This is a genomic window from Myxococcus xanthus (genome assembly GCF_013116825.1).
GTDB lineage: Bacteria > Myxococcota > Myxococcia > Myxococcales > Myxococcaceae > Myxococcus > Myxococcus xanthus_B.
This window is the reverse complement of the sequence record NZ_JABFNS010000036.1, coordinates 23,595-40,699: the sequence shown is the minus strand read 5'-3', so window position 1 is coordinate 40,699 and position 17,105 is coordinate 23,595. Positions and strand designations below refer to the sequence as shown.

At 67.0% G+C, this 17,105-nt stretch carries 20 protein-coding genes; 5 read left to right on the top strand and 15 right to left on the bottom strand.

The genetic code is table 11. The features are described from left to right. Positions 1-142 precede the first annotated feature (142 nt). Positions 143-1,366, bottom strand: a complete 1,224-nt coding sequence (locus HNV26_RS13035) for an IS701 family transposase (RefSeq protein ID WP_171441509.1) — start codon at positions 1,364-1,366, stop codon at positions 143-145. Positions 1,367-1,576: 210 nt separating this feature from the next. On the opposite strand from HNV26_RS13035, the gene HNV26_RS13030 reads away from it, so the two are divergent. The 3 genes from HNV26_RS13030 (at position 1,577) to HNV26_RS13020 (ending at position 5,886) form a co-directional block, all read left to right on the top strand. Then, positions 1,577-3,523: an FG-GAP-like repeat-containing protein gene (locus HNV26_RS13030; protein ID WP_171441510.1), complete on the top strand. Its 1,947-nt coding sequence runs from the start codon at positions 1,577-1,579 to the stop codon at positions 3,521-3,523. 171 nt (positions 3,524-3,694) lie between these two features. Next, the gene (locus HNV26_RS38370) at positions 3,695-4,243 is read left to right on the top strand and encodes a hypothetical protein (protein ID WP_253816522.1); all 549 of its coding nucleotides are present in this window, start codon (positions 3,695-3,697) and stop codon (positions 4,241-4,243) included. 1,199 nt (positions 4,244-5,442) lie between these two features. Beyond that, positions 5,443-5,886, top strand: a complete 444-nt coding sequence (locus HNV26_RS13020) for a hypothetical protein (RefSeq protein ID WP_171441511.1) — start codon at positions 5,443-5,445, stop codon at positions 5,884-5,886. A gap of 44 nt (positions 5,887-5,930) precedes the next feature. Here the strand turns inward: HNV26_RS13020 and HNV26_RS13015 are convergent, their stop codons facing one another. Both HNV26_RS13015 and HNV26_RS13010 read right to left on the bottom strand, forming a co-directional pair. Next, positions 5,931-6,521 carry a hypothetical protein gene (locus HNV26_RS13015; protein WP_171441512.1) on the bottom strand — a complete coding sequence of 197 codons (591 nt, stop codon included), beginning with the start codon at positions 6,519-6,521 and terminating at the stop codon, positions 5,931-5,933. A 162-nt stretch (positions 6,522-6,683) separates the two neighbouring features. Then, positions 6,684-7,754, bottom strand: coding sequence for an IS630 family transposase (locus HNV26_RS13010; protein ID WP_253816521.1), 1,071 nt, complete (start codon positions 7,752-7,754; stop codon positions 6,684-6,686). Between the two features lie 71 nt (positions 7,755-7,825). On the opposite strand from HNV26_RS13010, the gene HNV26_RS13005 reads away from it, so the two are divergent. Beyond that, positions 7,826-8,380 (top strand): plasmid pRiA4b ORF-3 family protein, encoded by a 555-nt coding sequence (locus tag HNV26_RS13005; protein WP_366816859.1) that lies wholly within the window; start codon positions 7,826-7,828, stop codon positions 8,378-8,380. A gap of 426 nt (positions 8,381-8,806) precedes the next feature. Continuing rightward, positions 8,807-9,175 (top strand): hypothetical protein, encoded by a 369-nt coding sequence (locus HNV26_RS13000; protein WP_253816520.1) that lies wholly within the window; start codon positions 8,807-8,809, stop codon positions 9,173-9,175. A gap of 45 nt (positions 9,176-9,220) precedes the next feature. On the opposite strand, the gene HNV26_RS12995 is transcribed toward HNV26_RS13000, so the two are convergent. From HNV26_RS12995 to HNV26_RS12940, 12 genes are all read right to left on the bottom strand, one after another. After that, the gene (locus HNV26_RS12995; RefSeq protein ID WP_171441533.1) at positions 9,221-9,451 is read right to left on the bottom strand and encodes a hypothetical protein; all 231 of its coding nucleotides are present in this window, start codon (positions 9,449-9,451) and stop codon (positions 9,221-9,223) included. Positions 9,452-9,456: 5 nt separating this feature from the next. Next, positions 9,457-9,846, bottom strand: a complete 390-nt coding sequence (locus HNV26_RS12990) for a gamma-glutamylcyclotransferase family protein (RefSeq protein WP_171441515.1) — start codon at positions 9,844-9,846, stop codon at positions 9,457-9,459. Beyond that, a complete protein-coding gene (locus tag HNV26_RS12985) occupies positions 9,843-10,283 on the bottom strand; it encodes a gamma-glutamylcyclotransferase family protein (RefSeq protein WP_141619455.1) in 441 nt (146 codons plus the stop codon). Before HNV26_RS12985 ends, HNV26_RS12990 begins: the two co-directional genes overlap by 4 nt. A gap of 133 nt (positions 10,284-10,416) precedes the next feature. Beyond that, on the bottom strand, positions 10,417-10,620 hold the full coding sequence (locus HNV26_RS12980) for a hypothetical protein (RefSeq protein ID WP_171441516.1): 204 nt from the start codon (positions 10,618-10,620) through the stop codon (positions 10,417-10,419). A gap of 149 nt (positions 10,621-10,769) precedes the next feature. Continuing rightward, on the bottom strand, positions 10,770-11,744 hold the full coding sequence (locus HNV26_RS12975) for an amidoligase family protein (protein WP_171441517.1): 975 nt from the start codon (positions 11,742-11,744) through the stop codon (positions 10,770-10,772). A 377-nt stretch (positions 11,745-12,121) separates the two neighbouring features. After that, positions 12,122-12,463, bottom strand: coding sequence for a hypothetical protein (locus HNV26_RS12970; RefSeq protein ID WP_171441518.1), 342 nt, complete (start codon positions 12,461-12,463; stop codon positions 12,122-12,124). Positions 12,464-12,628: 165 nt separating this feature from the next. Next, complete coding sequence (locus HNV26_RS12965) at positions 12,629-12,991, bottom strand: hypothetical protein (protein WP_171441519.1); 363 nt, start codon at positions 12,989-12,991, stop codon at positions 12,629-12,631. A gap of 8 nt (positions 12,992-12,999) precedes the next feature. Further along, entirely contained in the window at positions 13,000-13,617 is a 618-nt protein-coding gene (locus HNV26_RS12960; protein WP_171441520.1) for a DUF2924 domain-containing protein, read from the bottom strand. A gap of 114 nt (positions 13,618-13,731) precedes the next feature. Beyond that, positions 13,732-13,956 carry a DUF6900 domain-containing protein gene (locus HNV26_RS12955; protein WP_171441521.1) on the bottom strand — a complete coding sequence of 75 codons (225 nt, stop codon included), beginning with the start codon at positions 13,954-13,956 and terminating at the stop codon, positions 13,732-13,734. A gap of 72 nt (positions 13,957-14,028) precedes the next feature. Continuing rightward, the gene (locus tag HNV26_RS12950; protein WP_171441493.1) at positions 14,029-14,298 is read right to left on the bottom strand and encodes a DUF6900 domain-containing protein; all 270 of its coding nucleotides are present in this window, start codon (positions 14,296-14,298) and stop codon (positions 14,029-14,031) included. A 68-nt stretch (positions 14,299-14,366) separates the two neighbouring features. Then, positions 14,367-14,651: a hypothetical protein gene (locus tag HNV26_RS12945; RefSeq protein ID WP_171441522.1), complete on the bottom strand. Its 285-nt coding sequence runs from the start codon at positions 14,649-14,651 to the stop codon at positions 14,367-14,369. 595 nt (positions 14,652-15,246) lie between these two features. Next, complete coding sequence (locus HNV26_RS12940; protein WP_253816519.1) at positions 15,247-16,977, bottom strand: hypothetical protein; 1,731 nt, start codon at positions 16,975-16,977, stop codon at positions 15,247-15,249. Positions 16,978-17,105 lie beyond the last annotated feature (128 nt).

The window sequence follows — 17,105 nt, the reverse complement described above, 5'->3', positions numbered from 1 at the left end:
TAGTGGCAGCGCATGGCGACAGCTTGATGGTGCCGTCGCCAGCGACTCCACAGGAGGACATCTTCAACTGGTGAGAGCGTGCGCCGCCAGAGGGCGAGCAGCAGGCGCCGAATCTCCTGGACGGAGTAGCGGACGAGGCCTGTCAGTGAAGGCCCTGCCGGACGAGAAACGCCCGCATGGGGTTTCTGCGCGACGGCAGGCCGAGCCCTTTTGGGGGCAGTCCCTCCTTGGGTGCGAGGTTGGCCATGGCCCGCGCATTGGCCAGGAAGACGTGCGCGACGAGGCACAGCGTCATGTGCCGATGCCAAGCCGTCCAGGTGCGCACCTCGTAGTCTGCCAGGCCCACCTCGCCCTTGGCGGACTCGAAGTCGTCCTCAATGGCCCACCGGCTTCCGGCGGCCCTCACCAGCGAGGCCAGCGAAGCATTGCGCCGTGCGTGGGCAATGTAGAAGGCCACCTTCCCCTCCACGAGGCTGCGACGAAAAAGCAGCCACCGCGAAAGGCCCAGGTGCCGGTTGAGACGCATGCGTGCCCAGTCGTAGAGGCGTGGGCCCTTGCTTCCCGCACCTGCGGAAAGTCGTACCCAGCCCTCGGGAGGGACGAGTTGCACCATGTCTCCCGGCTTCACCTGGTAGAAGCCCCGCCAGACGTGCGTATTTGCGGCCACTGTCAGCACGTAGGGCTGGCGCAAGTCCTCCAGGAAGCGCCGCAACGTGTTGTCACGCCCGTAGACTTCGTCGCCCACCACCCACGCAGGCTTCAGTCCCGAGGCCAAGGCCCGCTGCAGCATGCCTTGCGCGAGGGCCGACTTGGATTCGAAGTCGACGTCTTCTGGAATGCCGCCCGCGTCACGGCGTGCCGCGTCCTGTGTCCAGGCTGCTGGCAGGTACAACTCCCTGTCCACCAGCGCGTGTCCACGGGGCGTGGCATATGAGAGGAAGACGCCCACCTGCGCATTCTCGATTTTGCCCGCCGTGCCGGTGTACTGGCGCGCGACTCCGACGGACTTGTCTCCCTTCTTCAAGAAGCCTGTCTCGTCCACCGCCAGCACGCCGCCGTCCCCCAGACTTCTTCGGGCGTACTCCAGAACGCCGTCGCGCACCGAGTCTGCGTCCCACTTCGCGCGCAGCAGTAGGTGCTGGAAGGCATACGGGGCGCCATGCCCTGCGTCTTCTGAGAGGCCCCACGCATTCTTCCGCTGCGCTCGGCCCAGCAGCGCCCTCACGTATTCCACGGCAGCGACATGCGCCTCGCGCCTGCGGAAGTGGGGCTGCAGCCAAGTACCTACCGCCTCTATTTCCGCGCCGAGCTGGCTGACCAGGCGCACCTCGTGCGCCCGCGTCTCCGCCTCGAGTGTCGACGACATGGGAAGCCTCGTTCCTCCCCCTCCTGTTCTTTCAACAGGGAGGAGGCTGCGGCTTCTTCCGAACTACAACTGTAGGACTAAGTCGGCCACATGCGAGGTAGTGCCCATGGATTGGGTACGAGGAAAGCTCAAGTTTCCTGCCTGTCTCGTGTTAAGGCGGCGGAGCGCCAGCCGCGCACCTGAGCCATGGAACCCAAACTTCATCGAACGATGCGTCTCCCCCTGTCCTTCACGCTCCTGCTCGGCCTGGCGTCGTGCGCGCCCGAGCCCGACGCGAGCCAGGACTCCACGCCCGAGTCGGAGTCCTCCGCGCTGTACACGGGCCCCGTGACCACCGGCATCTGGTACAGCACCTGGTACGCCAACGAGGGGCGCTACATCTGGAGCCGCGGCCACGGCGTTGGCTCCAGCGCCCAGATGCTCGGCGACGTCAATGGCGATGGCCGCGCCGATGCCGTCGTCTACTTCTCCTCGACGGGTGACTGGTACGTCGCCACCTCCAACGGCAACGGCTTCAATTCCTACACCCGGTGGATCTCCGGCCACGGCGTGGGCTCCAGCACCCAGATGCTCGGCGACGTCAACGGTGATGGCCGGGCCGATGCCATCGTCTACTTCTCCGCGGGAGGCGACTGGTATGTCTCCACCTCCAGCGGCTCCGCCTTCAATCCCTACAGCCGGTGGATCTCCGGCCACGGCGTGGGCTCCAGCGCCCAGCGGCTCGCGGACGTCAATGGTGATCGAAAGGTCGACGCCATCGTCTACTTCTCCGCGGGAGGCGACTGGTATGTCTCCACCTCCAGCGGCTCCGCCTTCAATCCCTACAGCCGGTGGATCTCCGGCCACGGCGTGGGCTCCAACGCCCAGATGCTCGGCGACGTCAACGGCGACGGCCGCGCCGACGCCGTCACCTACATCGCCTCGACGGGTGACTGGTACGTCTCCACCTCCAGCGGCTCCGGCTTCAATCCCTACAGCCGGTGGAGCTCCGGCCACGGCATCGGCTCCAGTGCCCAGCGGCTCGGCGACACCAACGGCGATGGCCGCGCCGATGCCGTCGCCTACTTCTCCTCAGGTGAGTGGAAGGTCGCCACCTCGAGCGGCTCCGGCTTCAATGCCTACAGCTTGTGGAGCGCCGGCCATGGCGCGGGCTCGAACACGCAGTTCCTGGGTGATGCCTACGGCAAGGGCCGGGTCGCTCCCGTCACCTTCACCGCTGCGGACGGCACGTGGCGGGTGCTCGACTCCAGCAAGTACCTCCAACCCAACATCATGAACACCTGGGAGGCCTGGGACATCCGCTACCTCCCGCGCACCCATGGCGTGTACCAGGTGTATGACAGCAAGGATGCCACGGTGATCGACGAGCACCTGGCGACGATTGAGTCGGCGAAGATCGACTTCCTGCTGCTCGACGAGACCAACAACCTCGATGTCGACCAGGGCTACATCAAGGCGCGTGCGCTCGAGGTGTGTGCCCGGATCGGCCAGAAGCGGAGCGCGGGAGCCCTGAGCACGCCACGCTACGCCATCGCCATCGGAGGCATCCAATTCGACCACCAGCCGGCGACGCTCGAGTTGGAGGCGGTGAAGGTCTGGAACGAGTTCGTCCAGAGCGCAAAGTGCGTCACGCCGGATGGCTACTTCCAACTCGATGGCAAGCCGCTGCTCGTCGTCTACGCTGAGTACGCGGACCGGCTCGCGTGGGAGAGCTGGACCGGAAGCAAGACCGCGAGTAGCCGCTTCACGGTGCGCTGGGCGCAAGGCTCGGTGAGGGCGAGCTCCACCCAGCCTCCCCAGAGCGACTGGAGGCTCTACTACGGCTGGGGAATGCCCGATGGAGCACTGGCGAACGACGAGGTCATGGTCGTGATGTCGGGCTGGAACAACCACCGGGGCTGGTTCGTCTCGCGCACCTACAACGGCGTGAGGGGCGGCTTCTACCAGCAGCTCGGCTGGAGCCGCGTGAACCAGCAGCGGCCCAGGCTCGCCATCATCAACTCGTTCAACGAGTACGCCGAGGAGACGGCCGTGGCGCCCACCGACACGAGCGGCCTCACCGGCACGAGCGAGAAGTGGCTCGATGCGCAGGGCAACCTGGCACCGGACATGTACTGGAACATGACGGTGCAGGCCAACGCCACGCGCAAGCAGTAGCCCGGCTCACGGTGGAGGGGCGGCTCTGGCGGCGTTCCAATGAGCCCAGGCTTCGCGTGTCGCGAGCTGCCCCTTCGACTTCGGCGAAGAAGTCCTCCACCGCCTGAACTACCTGCCCGGGCTGGTCGATCGGCGCGGCGTGCCCGGGATGCCTACGTCGAGGTGACGGAGGTGGATGGCACCCTCCACGCCACCGTCCTCGGGGTAGACGAGGTGGTGCCGCGCACGACAGGGCCCATGCTCCAGGCCCTGGAAGAGCGCTTCGGCATCACCTCTGCCCGAGCCGAACGCGCGGCCCAGCGGCGTGAGGCGGCTGACCAGCTCGCGGACCAGCTCGAGGCGGGTTGCGTGCACGTCGTCCTGCCGCACGTGGTCCTCATAGTGGAGGGTCTGGAAGTGCCGCCCCTCCAGGCCGTCAGCGACAAGCAACTCGCCTACGCGCGCGCCGTCCGCGCGACTGCCGTCCACGGCTTCCTGAGTGCGATGCTGGCGCGCGGCGCGAAGCTGCCACGCTCCAATGTTGAGGAGCAGATGCCGATGGTTGCGGGCTGGGTGCAGAGCCACCTGCGTGCGGAGACGGAGAGCCGCTTCTGGCTGGACGGCCAGGCGCGCGCGGCCCCGGACATCGGCGTGTTGAGCGAAGCCTTCCGCGAGGCACGAACCGCGAAGGTGGAGAGGTCTGCGGACCCGCTGGTCCACATCGACCTGGCGTGGCCATGAGCCTGACGATGATTTCGGAGTGCCTCGCCGAGCAGGGACGCGCGAAGCCCGCGCCTCGCTCTCGCGCATTGACGCACTGCTGAGCGGGACTTTGACGCGCCCATGACGCAGTGATCGAATTTTGGGTAGCTACAGCTTTCCGGGTCTCCGAGAATCGCGGACAGTCGCCTGCCCCAGTCTCCAATGCGGAGCTTTCCTGCAGAGTCACGCCATCATGGCCCGTGACCTCTCCGTCCTGACTTTGCGCCGGCCCCAGTTGCACCACTGGTTAGGCCGCGAAGTTAATTTCTCTACTGGGGAGGTTCTTGAACAATATGACGCTTGATGGACAAATGCCTCTCGACGACTCGCACTTCAAACCTGAATTCCCATGACATCCACACTCAAGCTTCTCGCAGCCACTGTCGGCGCCATACTCCTTGTCGTGAGCTTCGTGGCTCATGCGCAGCAGCAGCGTACCTGCAGTTGGGGAGCACCCGCTGTAGCAGCATGTCTTTCGGGTGTATATTGTAGACCGGGCTATACTTGTGACCGCACGCGGAACTACTGCTGCCCCCCTCCTCGTTCTCTTCTTCCTGAGCTTACTAACAATCTCACCAATGCAGGCAGCGACGGCGGGACTGGAGCCAAGGACGGCGGGTAAGCCACAGGTGCAGCCCCAGGGGACCGGGCGCCGCAAGGCGTGGCACGTTGGCGGCGTTTCAACGGGGGGACTTCCACGGGGACAGATGGGGATGGCTCACCGGGCTTCAGGGGGAAATCGCTCATAGCTCCTCGCGGTTCGCCGGCCCGACAGTTCGATGACCGCGAACCCTACTCCAAGTGGCCTGGGTTGGGGACTTATTGGAGTCCTCGTGCTCGGCCTTGTCTCTGTTGTGAGGTGGAAAGTGGCTGCGCGGTGGGATGGCCTTGTTCGGTCCGAGGCGCAGCCCGCGCCAACCCTTGCTGCACCGGAGGTGGTTTCTTCTCCCCTGAGCCTGCCGTCGAGCCCGCGAAGAAGGCGACGTCGACGCGCAAGCGGCGCGCCCTCTCGGCGGAGCCGGCCAGGCCGGCTGGCGTACGTGGATGGCGCGTCCAGCATGTGGACCGCGCGCGCCTCGCTCACTGGCGTTGGCGCGCTGCCGAATGTGGCCTTGGCGAACCTATTACGCAGTGACCGAATTTAGGTAGGCACGGGTGTTGGGTTAGTCTGCGTGAACATGAACATTCGAGTGATGCTGAGGCCGTTCCTTGGAGGGCTTATTGCCGCGCTTGCCTCCGCTTGTGGTTTCTACAAGTGGGACATGGAGAATACCTGCCATGCAGTGGAGCGCTCGAAGGCGCGCGAGCTTCCAATTAAGGAGGAGGATGTCCTGACAGTGGCCGGCTGGTGGGCTGCCGAGCGCGCTCGGTCGACCGAGGGAAAGCAGCTTTGGAAAGCTATCCCCAGTATCAATCCTGGTTCTAGGGCTGAAATCATTCGTGACTCCGCGAAAGAGGCTGGAGTCATGGACTGTCCGTTCGCGGATGAGCTTCAGGCCGCCATCCTTGCGATCGACCTGGAGCGGCAGCAACGACTCCAGAAGAAGCTACAGAAATCCTCGCCTGCGGACGCCTCGCCCGCTCCCGAACGGGAATCTACGAAGGCGGATGCTCCCTTATAGGGGGCTCCTGGATGGGCGCGGGCCACGCCCCGTGTGTCGCGACACTAGAACGCGACGATGGATGGCTCTGTCTCGCTGGTGAAGAAGTCCTGGAAGGTGGCCACGTAGTAGTTACCGGAGCCTGTCTCCCCGTAGAGGGGGGCGTCCTTGGTGCCGGTAACGGTGAGCGTCGTCCCGTCCGTCTCGATGGACAGGTATCCGGAGTAGATGGCCTTCCCCAGCGCGTTGACGTTCAGGCCCCTGGACCGGACGATGGCCAGCGTATCTGGGGCCACGTGCTTGAGCCCCAGGTTCTGGGACGAGGGGCCGCCCGTCCTGTACGTGTAGCTCACGGCTACGCCTAGTTCGTTGGCCGCCAGCCAAGGCGTCGGCGACCCGCCAATGGCAGAGCCCGCTACCACGGTGCCCTCGCCCCAGGGGCAGGTATTACTTGCCTCGCGGGTGACTTTGACGTCGTAGATGTAAGGAAACGGGCCCGGCCGCGTCACGACCGACGCCGTGAAGGTGCAGCCCTGGGAAGTCCCCGTCACCAGCGCCGACTCACGGGTGGCGAGATCGCCCTGCTCTTCTACTCCACCACACGCCGTGGCTGCGACGAGCGCGAAAAGGGAAACAACGGATTTGAAGAGATGCATGGCATTGACCTCCAGGGGTTAGGACTTCGCTACCCGGTATAAAGGAAGATGTCAGACGCGAAAGCTGTTTCCGAAGTGACTGTTATCTAGATGTCGAGGGGTACGAAGCCACCCACGGCGCCCGCGGGCGGCGCTAAACCGAAGTTCACGATCCTCGAACACCTACGCGGCAAGAGGGACAGTTCGGCGTAGAGCTGGACTGGCCTCGCCGCAGTCGTTTCGCGCCTGGAGGTAGGCCTCCACGTTATTCATCAGCTCGTCCATGGACTTGCAGCGATGGTTCCGGGTGACACTGGCGTGCAGGTCGAGCCAGCGGCGCTCGATGCGATTTTCCTCGGGGCAGTAGGGCGGCAGGAAGTGCAGGACGATTCGGCCGCCCAGTTGGGCCAGGGTCAAGCGCGTCTTTCTGATGTCGTGGATGGAGGCATTGTCGAGGATGAGGTGGATGCACCGCGCGCGCGGGTTCTCGGCGGCCAGCCGCCACAGCAGCGAGATGAAGAGGGGGCTGGCCTTGCTGCGGCCCTTCACCCACATCATCTTGCGCGTCTTGGCGTTCATCGCGCCGGCGAGGTAGCGCTTCTCGTTGTTGCCGGGAGTCAGCACGTAGCGTCTGCGGCCTTTCAGCATCGAATCCGGGCCGACCTTCGTGTTGAGGTGAATGTCCACCTCGTCCACGTAGAAGACCGGCTCTCGGGCACAGGAGGCTGCCGCCAGCCTGCGCAACTGGAAGATTCGCCGCTGCCGCTTCATCCGCGGCCACGGGCATCTCACGAAGGGCTTGGGCCTCTTGAGGCTTGCACCCACCGCGCAGAGCGCTCTGCCCTTCGTGGCCACGGACACCGCCGGTTCTCCTCTGCGGCCCATTTCCAGACACAGCAGCTCGCGGCTCCAGGTGGGGCGCTGCCAGCCGCACTCCTGGGGCGTGCCGATGAGGACTTCTCTCAGGGCCTGTTTGAAGTCCTCATCCACCTTGGACGTGCCATTGCGCGCCCGCCCGTCTCGCAGGCACTCCTCGCCGTGGGCGAGGTAGCGCTGGACGGCAGAGACGACCGTCGAAGGGGCACAGCACAGCTGTCGCGCCACTTCGCGCCGAGACAGGCCGCGGCCCACCTTCGCGACCGCCAGGAAGCGCAGCGCTGTGCAGCCGTCGGGAGCCTTGCGGCTCAGCCGCAGCAGTTTCTTCTGTTTCGTACGACTCAGCCGCAGGGGACTGTCAGGACGCTTTCTCTTCATGGCCGGAGCGGTTACATGCGCCCTCGTCCATGGTTTCCCGTAAGAAGACACCTGCCGAGCCTTCCATTCACGTGCTGCACGTCGAGTTGGTGGGCATCCAGCCGGCCATCTGGCGCGAGCTTCACGTGCGCAGCGACACGCCTCTATCGAAGCTCCACGACATCCTGCAAGAGGCCTTCGGCTGGGCCCACAGCCACATGCACGTGTTCGAGGACACTTCGCGGCAGCAATACGGCCACCGGGCTGCTGGAGATTCCGATGACTTTGGCTTCGGGGGCCCTCCACTGCGGGATGAGCGCAAGTACACAGTTGCGGACATCGCACCGCGCGTTCGAAACATCTTCGGCTACATCTACGACTTCGGCGACGACTGGGTGCACCGCATCCGCGTGAAGAAGCTGCAGCCTCCAGAACTCGGCAGGAGATACCCCGCATGCACCGCAGGAGAGCGGGCGGCGCCGCCCGATGACTGCGGCGGTATCCCCGGCTACGAGCGCCTGCTTGAGATTCTTCAAAACCCCAAGCACGAGGAGCACGAGGAAATGCTCGATTGGGTCGGAGGCTCGTTTGACCCTGAAGCCTTCGACCTCAAAGCCACCGACAAGGCCGTCCGCGCCGTCAGGTGATCGAGGCTCGAGAACGCTGGTTTAGCGCCGCAAAATGCCGCGTAGCGGCTCCAGCGCTTCGGTCACGCCCTGCCAAACCTGGAGGGCCATGAGGGCATCGCCTTTGTTCCGCACGTCGCTGAGGCGGCGCGCGCCGTTCCATGGTCGGAGTTACCGTGAAGGGGCGGGGGCGCTGATGGGGGCATGTCATGGGCTGCCCCGTTGGAGCGCTCGTGGGGCCACGGACCGTCGTTCCGAGCACTGCGTGTTTGGGAGTGTCAAGGGGCGGCTGCGCCGAAGCCTGAACGGTTCTGCGCCGTTGACCCTCCATACGCGCGCCACCAAAGAGCAATCGGCCGCAAGCGGCCAGTCCTGAGCGAGCAGGAGTCGCGATCTATTTGGCCGACCCGGATGCTGAAGTTGCCCCGGTCCCTGAAAGCCAGGAGCATGAAGAAGCGGCGGGCGCTCGCGGAGCGCCTGGGGCGGGCAGAGGTGGAGTTGCAGCGGGCGTACGCGAGGTTGGACGGGAGTGCCGAAGCGCGGACGCGGCTGGCCGAGGCGAAGGCTGAGTACCGACTGGCGGAGGCCGCGGCGTTACAGAGGCTGGGCTCCCGTGATGCCTTGGTGCTGGTGGAGGTGAGAGGTGCCGGTGAGGGCCCTCTTCGCGCCACGGTGGGCCTCCTGGCTGAAAGCCACGTCGCTGCACACGGTGGCCAGGTGGCTGAGGAGTGGCGAGGCACGCGCCGCAAGCGGCGGGCGTGGCCTGTGGCCGCTGAGCGCTTCCTTCGAGGCGGAGTTGCTACAGCGCGCGGCTGAAGCCGTCCTTCGCCGTATGGGAGAGCGCGCCTGGCGGGCGCGCCCTCACCCCTTCGTTGCCAAGCCCTCGCGCAGCATTTCTTCCACGAGGGACGCGGCCTTTGCCTCGTCCGTGTCGCCCTGCACACGAAGCGCGACGGACTCGAAGCGCTGGGCATTGGCCACCACCCAGTCGATGTACTCGGGCAGCGAGAGGCGCTCCACGCCGAAGGCGACGTCCTGCATTCCCTTCACGATTTGGACGGCCGTGCCCTGGAAGACACGCCCGTCGCGCATGATGATTACCATTGCTTCCTCTCCTGTATGTGTCGACGCCAGCAACCGGACTCGATGATGGGGCGGCCAGAGAGCCGCTCCTTGGGAAACAGGTATGCCTCGACGCGGCCGACTTCGTCGAGGGTAATGGGCGTGCGCCGGTAGAAGCGCGGGTGGCTCTCGAGCCTGTCGAGCGCCGCCAGCATGAGAGCGTCGACTTCGTACACCTCTCCCTTGACGGTGTGCTTGCCCCTGGACGCGAGGGCGGGAAACGGCCCGTAGTCGTAGAGGGTGAAGTGGGGCTGCGTCCGCGCTGGGCCGATGAGGCGTGCGCCGCGCAGGAGGCGGTGGTTGGGCTCGCCGGACAGCAGCGTCCCGTAGACGAAGACACGCGTCGGGGTTGAAGCGCGCTTCACGCCGCACCTCCCAGGGCGTCCGCGAGCGCGGCGCGGTTGAATCCCAGGCGCCCGTAGGCGTGCCAGAGGACGCGGAAGTAGCGGCCAGCGGGCGGCCAGGCTTCGAAGTTCGCCTCGGGCTGCAGGTACACCAGCGCGCGGCGGCGGAGGCCGGCCCTGTCCGTCACCAGCCGGGCGGCGCGTCGGTACGCAAAGGGGTGTCCCTCGAAGACGTCGAGGGCGCGCAAGTCCTCGGGGGTGAGTCGGTACAGCAGCCCCTCGACGTGGGCGCCGCGCACGCGCTGGAGGCTGGCGACGGCGCCGCCCCAGCGGCGGCTGTACCCGCCAAACACCAGGGTGTGGCCGGGAAGGGTGGCCCGGGCCTCGACGGTGGCGCCAGGGCAGCGCGTGCGCATTTGGGCCCTGTCGAGGTTGGAGCCGTAGGCGAAGTAGAGCATGGGGTTCCTCCTGTTGAGGGCGGGCGCACTGCCCGCCGTTGTCATTGCCAGCCAGGGCACCTGCAGGGCTCTGGCGCGGTGCCTCCGTGGTGGGGGCGTACTGGGTTGGGCTCGTCGTCCTGTGCGGCGGGGCCTACCCCTCGTTGTTGACGCGGGAGGCGTCGCGCCTCTCGTTGAAAAGCTCCACCCTCGTCTGGGCCCGCGCGCGGCGGTGCGCGAGGCGCGTCCCCCGGGCGTGCGCCTTCCGGGAGAGGCGCCCGCGGTACGTCTCAACGGGGAACTTGCCGTGCCCCGGGCGGCAGCCTCTGTCCTCCCGGGTGATTCCGTATGCTTTCATTGCTGTGTCTCTTGTGTTGGCGAGGGCCTTCGCCCGTCGCGAAAGACATACACGCTCTGGTTCGGCATTGAAGCAAGCGCTGTTTGAGGCGGCGCGCGGAGCGCGGGAGGGGCGGGCGCCAGGGCTCCCTGGCGCCCGCGAAGGCCCTGTCACGCGGCGGCCATGGCTTCGGCGGGCGCGCCGCCCTGCGTGCCCCCAGCGCCGCCCTGAGCGCCCTCCGTGCCCGCGCTGCCGGGCGAGCCGTCCTCGCCCCCGCCCGAGCCGCGCCGGTCGCGGCGCTGCCCCTTCCAGGCGGCGCTGCCCTCCAGCTTCTTGAGGAGGTGGAGCCGGGCCGTCTTGAACTCCTCTCCGATGAGGCCCAGGTGCAAGAGGAACACCCGGAAGTCGTACTTCGCGGTGGCGGGGTTGAAGTCGCGGCGCTTGCTGGAGGCTGCCTTCGAGGCCAGGGCCCGGGCGGCGAGGGCCAACACCAACTGGACGTAGGCCTTCACCTCGCCTGCGTGCACCGAGCCGTTGAAGTACCGGAATTCAATCGTGCCCCGGAAGAAGAGGCTGTTGAGGTTGAGGCCGTGGTAGCGACTGGAGTCGTAGCGGCTGGGCACGCTGTTGCGGCGCCCGTACCAAGCCTCATTCACCTCCTGCAGGGTGCGCGGGCGCCGGGCCTCCAGCCGCTGGAGGAATGCCCCATCGATGGGCCGGCAGTACCGGGCCAGCCGGGCCGCACTCACCCCGAGGGCCGTCTCCAGGAGGCGCTCCTGCTTGTGCACCATTTTGACGAGGTTGGTGACGCCCTTCGCGTCGAAGCGGCTGCCGTCGACGTGGATGTGGATGCCGCAGGAGGAGTCGGCGCGGGCGCCGGCTTCGCGCGCGGCGCGCACCACCTGCTGCAAGGCGTCCATGTCCTGGTAGGTGAGGATGGGGGAGACGATTTCGCCGCTGTAAGAGCTCCCACTCAGCGAGGCGTCCGCCACCACCTTCCAGATGCGGCCCTGGGTGTCCGTCACCTGCCAACCCCGGTAGTCGCCGGAGGCGTGTCCACCCACCGCGCTCTGAATCGCGTAGGCCAGTTGCTGGCGGGTGGCGCCAACCGTCTCAATCTCAATTCCAAACCGGAGCGTCTTCATGGGGTTTGCCTCTCGCATTCGCGCGGGGCTGTGGCGCCCGTCGCGAAACGCATACACGCTCTGGTGTGTGGATGAAGCAAGTCATCTTCGGCAGCTGATGATGTGGATTTGGCTGTCTCGAATTGTCGCGAGAATTCGCGGGGTTGCACTCCGGCCTTCTGTGGGGGGCGCGCAGCCCGGCGTTTCTAGGCTCGGGCCGGCAGGCGGAATTTCAGTGTGTGTGATTGTCCTGGCGATAGGCCGGGGGATTGGCGGGATGTGTCGGCGCGGAGTCCCCCGCCGTGTCCGCTGGTTCAGCCGGAGCAGCCGTCCACCGACGCCGGGCTGCTGGCGGGCGCGCGGTGCTGCGCGCGGGTTCCCCCCTCAGCTCCTGCTGCTCAGCGCGGCAGCACGGCGTTGAGGAGCGCCATGCCCCGCATGGCCTCGGCATGGTCCCCTTCAGCCAGCTCCAGGTAGATGCGGCCGTGGTTCGCCTCCTCAAGGCGCTCGGTCTGCACAGTCCATCGCTCGCTGGTGGGCGTGCGCAGCTCCAGGCGGGCGGCGAACGTGTAGAGCATCGCGCTCGTCTCCCGGTGGCTGGAACCGCGCGGGAGGAAGATGTCCAGCTGCGGCTGAGGTGTGTCGTATCGGTTCTTGCTGAGGCTCAGATTCACCGTGGCGTTCTGGGGCGCGGTTGCCGTCGTCTGGCCAAAGTGAAGGGGCTTGGGGGTGGTCTTCATGGTGTGCGTTCCTTTGGGGTTGGCGCGGCGCTTTGTTGCCCGTCGCGAAAGGCATACACGCTCTGTCGTGCAGGCGTATCAAGTCCTCTCTGGCGCTATGGCGTCGTATGTTTCATTGAATGGGCGGCGGGGAGGCTGCTTGCGCATGCCGCCCGTATGTCCACGTCAGCGGAGGGCGCTGTGCAGGACTTGCAGTCCGCGCTCTGCCTCTTCATGCGTCGGCCAAGGTCCACCGACGCCGAGCAGCACCAGATAGATGCGGCCTCTATTTCCGCCGTCGAGGACCTCTGATTCGACGAACCAATGGTCCTGCGCCGGGGTGCGCAGCTCCACCTGGGCGGCAAGAAGCAGGAGGGCCGCGTTGCGCTGGCGTGCGGAGGTGCCCTGGGGAAATGTGACTTCGGCTTCCGGCTGTAATTCGCAGCCGCTGCTGTGAAGGGCCAGCTTCACCTCTACGCGCGCCCCTATGAGCGCCCTGCGAAGTGCCACCGACACGAGGGCGTCGGTGGCTTGTTCCTTTGTCGCCATGGCGAGCCTTACTCCTCAGCCTTCGGGGCGAAGTGCGCGGCAGCCTCGGTGGCGCCCATGGCCGTGAGTTCCCGGTGCACCGCGCGCATGAAGAAGCGGGTCCGACTCGGCAGGCCCGCGTCGCGCCAGGCCTTGTCCAGGGCGTCCAGGGCCTCTGCGTCGAGGGAGAGGGGGATGACGCGCTTGCCGTCCTCGCGAACCTTCACCTCGCGCTCGGGGCGGGGGCCTACGTTGATTCGTCCAGCCTCCGCCTCCCGAATCTTCCACTGGAGGTAGTCGACGTTGCTGCTGCCCGTCGGGCGCCCGACGACTTCGCGGTACTTCGCCTGCATCTCCTCCAGCGACATGCCAGCGAAGCGCCCGCGCCGAGGGGCAGGCTGCGTGCCTGCGGCCGGGGTAGCGGCCGGTGCGGCGGGCGCCGGAGGCGCGCTGGGGGCGGCGGCCGTCGCCCGGCGGGAAGGGCTGCGCCGCTTCTTCGCGGCGAGGGACTCCTCGATGCGGCGGATGAGGTACTTCTTGTTGGGGCTGCGCGTCTCCTCGCCCACCACTTCGCGGTAGCGGGCACGCAGCTCCGTCAGGTTCATGGACTCCAGCTTCTTCGTCTTCGAGGCGGTGGTGCGGGGCATGGTGGTGTTTTCCTTTCCGGGCCGTGGGTACACGTCTGCCATTCGCAAGGGTGGCCTGGTGGCCCTCATGCGCTGGTGCCCCGCTGGGCGGGGCGTGGTTGGTGAGAGGAGGCGCTACTTGCTGCGGGTGTTGCTGGCGGTGCTCAGGCCGGCCTGATAGGCGGCTTCGAGAGCCTCCTTCAGGCGCCACACCGCCACGTCGTGAAAGTCGAGGCTGTCGCTGTTGCGTGTCTTCAAGGTTTCAATGTTGAGTGCTTCGCTTGCTATGCGTTCGAGGGTTGCCTCGGGTGCCAGGGCAGGCTTCGCGGAGCTGGCGGTGCGTGGCTTGCGGGGTGTCATTGTTTCGTCCTTCCGCGCGCCCTTGGGTGGCGCGCATGAGGCATACACGCTCTGTTGTGCGCGTATGGCAAGTCATTGTTCGCTGGGATTGCGACGGCTCTTGAGCTGATTCGGGACGGCAACGCGAGTGCTGCCGGCTGCGTCGAGCCCAGCTTGGTAGGCCGCTTCGAGGGCATCCTTCACTTCCCACACCGCGACTTCGCGGAAGTCGATGGGGCCGATGCGCGTCCGCAGCGTGTCGAAGCCCATGTGCCTGTTGGCGATTCTCTCAAGCGCTGCATCGCGCGATGGGGAGATGGCCTGCTCTTCGGAGGCGCTATACGCCTCGGGGGTGTCTGTCATGGCTTTCTCTGGCGCGCCTGCTCGCGAGCGCGTGCGTACGCGCTCTGTCTCAGGTGCAATGCAAGTCGCTATTTGCGCAGGTGCGCGAAGCACTCCAAGTCGATGGCGCGCGGATCGACATGCACAAAGGAGGTGGTGCCGTCCGGGAGAATGGGGGCGGCGTCGATGCAGTCCTCGGCCGTGACGCCTCCGAGGCGCGCCAGCGTCTCGTTGTCATTCACATAGTAGTCGTCCGCGTCGGGGTTGGCGTCGGGGCGCAGGCCGCCGCGCAGCACCGCGAAGATGCGGACCTTCTGCCCCCGGAGGCCGGGGATTTCGTTGCCGAGGTAGGTGGTATCAGTGCCGATAACCATGGGTGTCTCCTTGGCGCGCAGTGGGGAGCGCGCGAAGACATACACGCTCTACCTTCGAGCGATAGCAAGCCGAGGAGGGAGGGATTCGAGGGCGATTTGAGATGCGGCCGGCGGGGAATGTCCTCTGTTTTGCTGGCAGTGTATGTCTATTGGCTGGACTCTTCCGGGGCGCGGGGGTGCTCGCCCGGCGGCACCTCGATGCGCAGGCCCTGCGGAAACCAGCGCGCGCGGGCCTCTTGAGACAGGGGCCGCGCCACCACCTTGCCCGCGCCTCCCCCCCTTGGGCTTGAGCACCGTGTGCAGGCGCCCGCGTTGGACGAGCTCCGCGTGGAGGTGGCCGACGAGGAGCTGGTGCAGGTGCCCGAAGCTGCCTGGCGCGGGGTGCTCCGGCTCGCCCTCCGGTGCGCGGATGAGGAACTCGGTGGAGCGGCAGGCGGGACAGGGCGGAAGTTGGACGAGGCCGTCGTCCACGTCCTCACGACGGGCGACGCCGACCTCCAGGGTGCCAAGGGAGAGGCGATTGCCGCTGCCGCACCGGGCGCAGCGTTGAAGCACGTCGTCAGCGGTGACTTCGTGAATGGCCATGGGGGCGTCCTCACGCGACAGCGGTGTACGAGCCGAACCAGTACGTCGAGGCGAGGCCTGGGAGGTTTTGGTGGGTGTAGAAGGCGAAGCCGTCCCTGTCCGGCACCATGACGGTGGGATTGCCGACGAAGCTTCCGGCGAAGGCGTAGGGGCTGAGGGTGATGGAGGAGGGCGCGGTGGGAAAGCGACTGCGGAACGTCACCGAGCCGCCGCCGGACAGGCTGTCGTGCGCGGCGGTGTCGCTGTTGCTGAACTGGAGGCCGAGCCGGCCCACCTCGCGCACGCTGCCCGCCAGCTCGAAGGAGGTGTTGCTGGCGGTGCTGCTCAGCGGGAGTCGCAGCGTGCGCGTCCAGGAGGCGAAGGTGGCGGCGAGGCTGGCGTCGTGGAGGAACTCCACCTCGTTGCGCGAGAGGCGGAAGCCGGCGGCAGCCGCGCCGGTGGTGTCTCGGGCCCAGGCGCTGCCATTCCAGGCGGCGTTGAGGGTGAACCACACCGAGTCGCTGTCGGCGTAGAGGCGAAGGCGCGCGGCTGCTCCGCCAACGCCCAGGGCGTCGAGGAGGAGGACGCGGCCGGAGCCCAGCCTGGGTTGGAGAATGGCCTTGTGCTGGCCTGCCGCCGTCTCGTTGCTCCGATAGTGCCCGTTGCTGAGGGCCGCGAGGATTTCAGCGAGGGCTGCCTCGACGGTGCCTGCACCGAGGAGTTCTCCCGTGTCCGCGACGGAGACGGCGGAGGCCGCGTGGGCCCCCGCCCCCTGGGTGACGTGCCCGTTGAGGAAGCCCAGCAGCGCGGCCACCTGCTGCCGCAGATTGCCGGCGGCAAGGGAATGGGGCGTCCCGGCCAGCACGTCTCCTCCGACGCGAGACGTCCCGGGGCTTCCAGCCGTCGTCTCACCGAGGCGGGTGACGACCTCCTGGAGCTGGGCCTGAACACTGGCGCTGGTGACGTAGCCGTGGGGCGTGGCGCCAACGGCGCTGGCGTGGTGTGCCCCGGTGGCGGCGCCCTGGTGGGCGTTGAGGAAGCCCAGCAGGGAGGAGAGCTGGGCGTCCACGGTGCCCGCGGGCAGCAGGTTGGGCGTGCCCGGTACCGCGTCCGCGCCGACGAGGGAGGCGCCCGGTGTGCCGGCGGCGGTTGAGGAGAGCTTGTCCGCGACGTCGTCCACGGCCTCCTGCACCGTGGTGCCAGTGATGAAGCCTCGGGGCTTGCAGTCCACGGTGCTGGCGTCATGCCTTCGGGCGGCACCAGAGAAGTGTCCGGCCAACTCGGCGTCCACCTCGTCCAGCGCCGCCTGCACCGTCGCGGAGCTGGGGCTCAGGACGTCCCAGGTGCCGCTCTCCACGGCCACGGAGGTGCCGCGCGCGAAGATGAAGGCCTGGCGGCGGGAGGTGTCCAAGTCCGCGGCGAGAATCTGCGTCTGTCCGGAGCGGCGCCGCACGTCACACAGCAGCAGCTCGTCCGGCTGGAGGGCGGGCTTGGGCGCCTGGCCTACGAGGCCCTCCGGCGCCTGGCGCACCACCAGCTCGAAGGACTCGTCGCGGCGGAAGTACACTTGCTGGGAGTTGCCGTCCGTACGCGGCTCGGACAGCAGGCGGGTGAAGCGCAGGAAGATGCCCACCCACCGCTCGCTGCCGGAGGTGGAGACGTCGGTGGGGATGCCCGACAAGTCCACCGCGCAGTCCACCGTCTGCCCGGTGCCGAAGAAGATGCGCTGGCCGAGGTTGTCGTAGGCGCGTCCCGGGTCCACTGGGCTGGGGGCGGCATACTGGATTGGAGAGAGACCTGATGGGGCGTCATCCGTTGCCCCGCGCGCACGCGGGACTCCCAGTACCGAACGGAGTGCCAGGGGGCTGGCGCTGGGAATGACAGACAGGC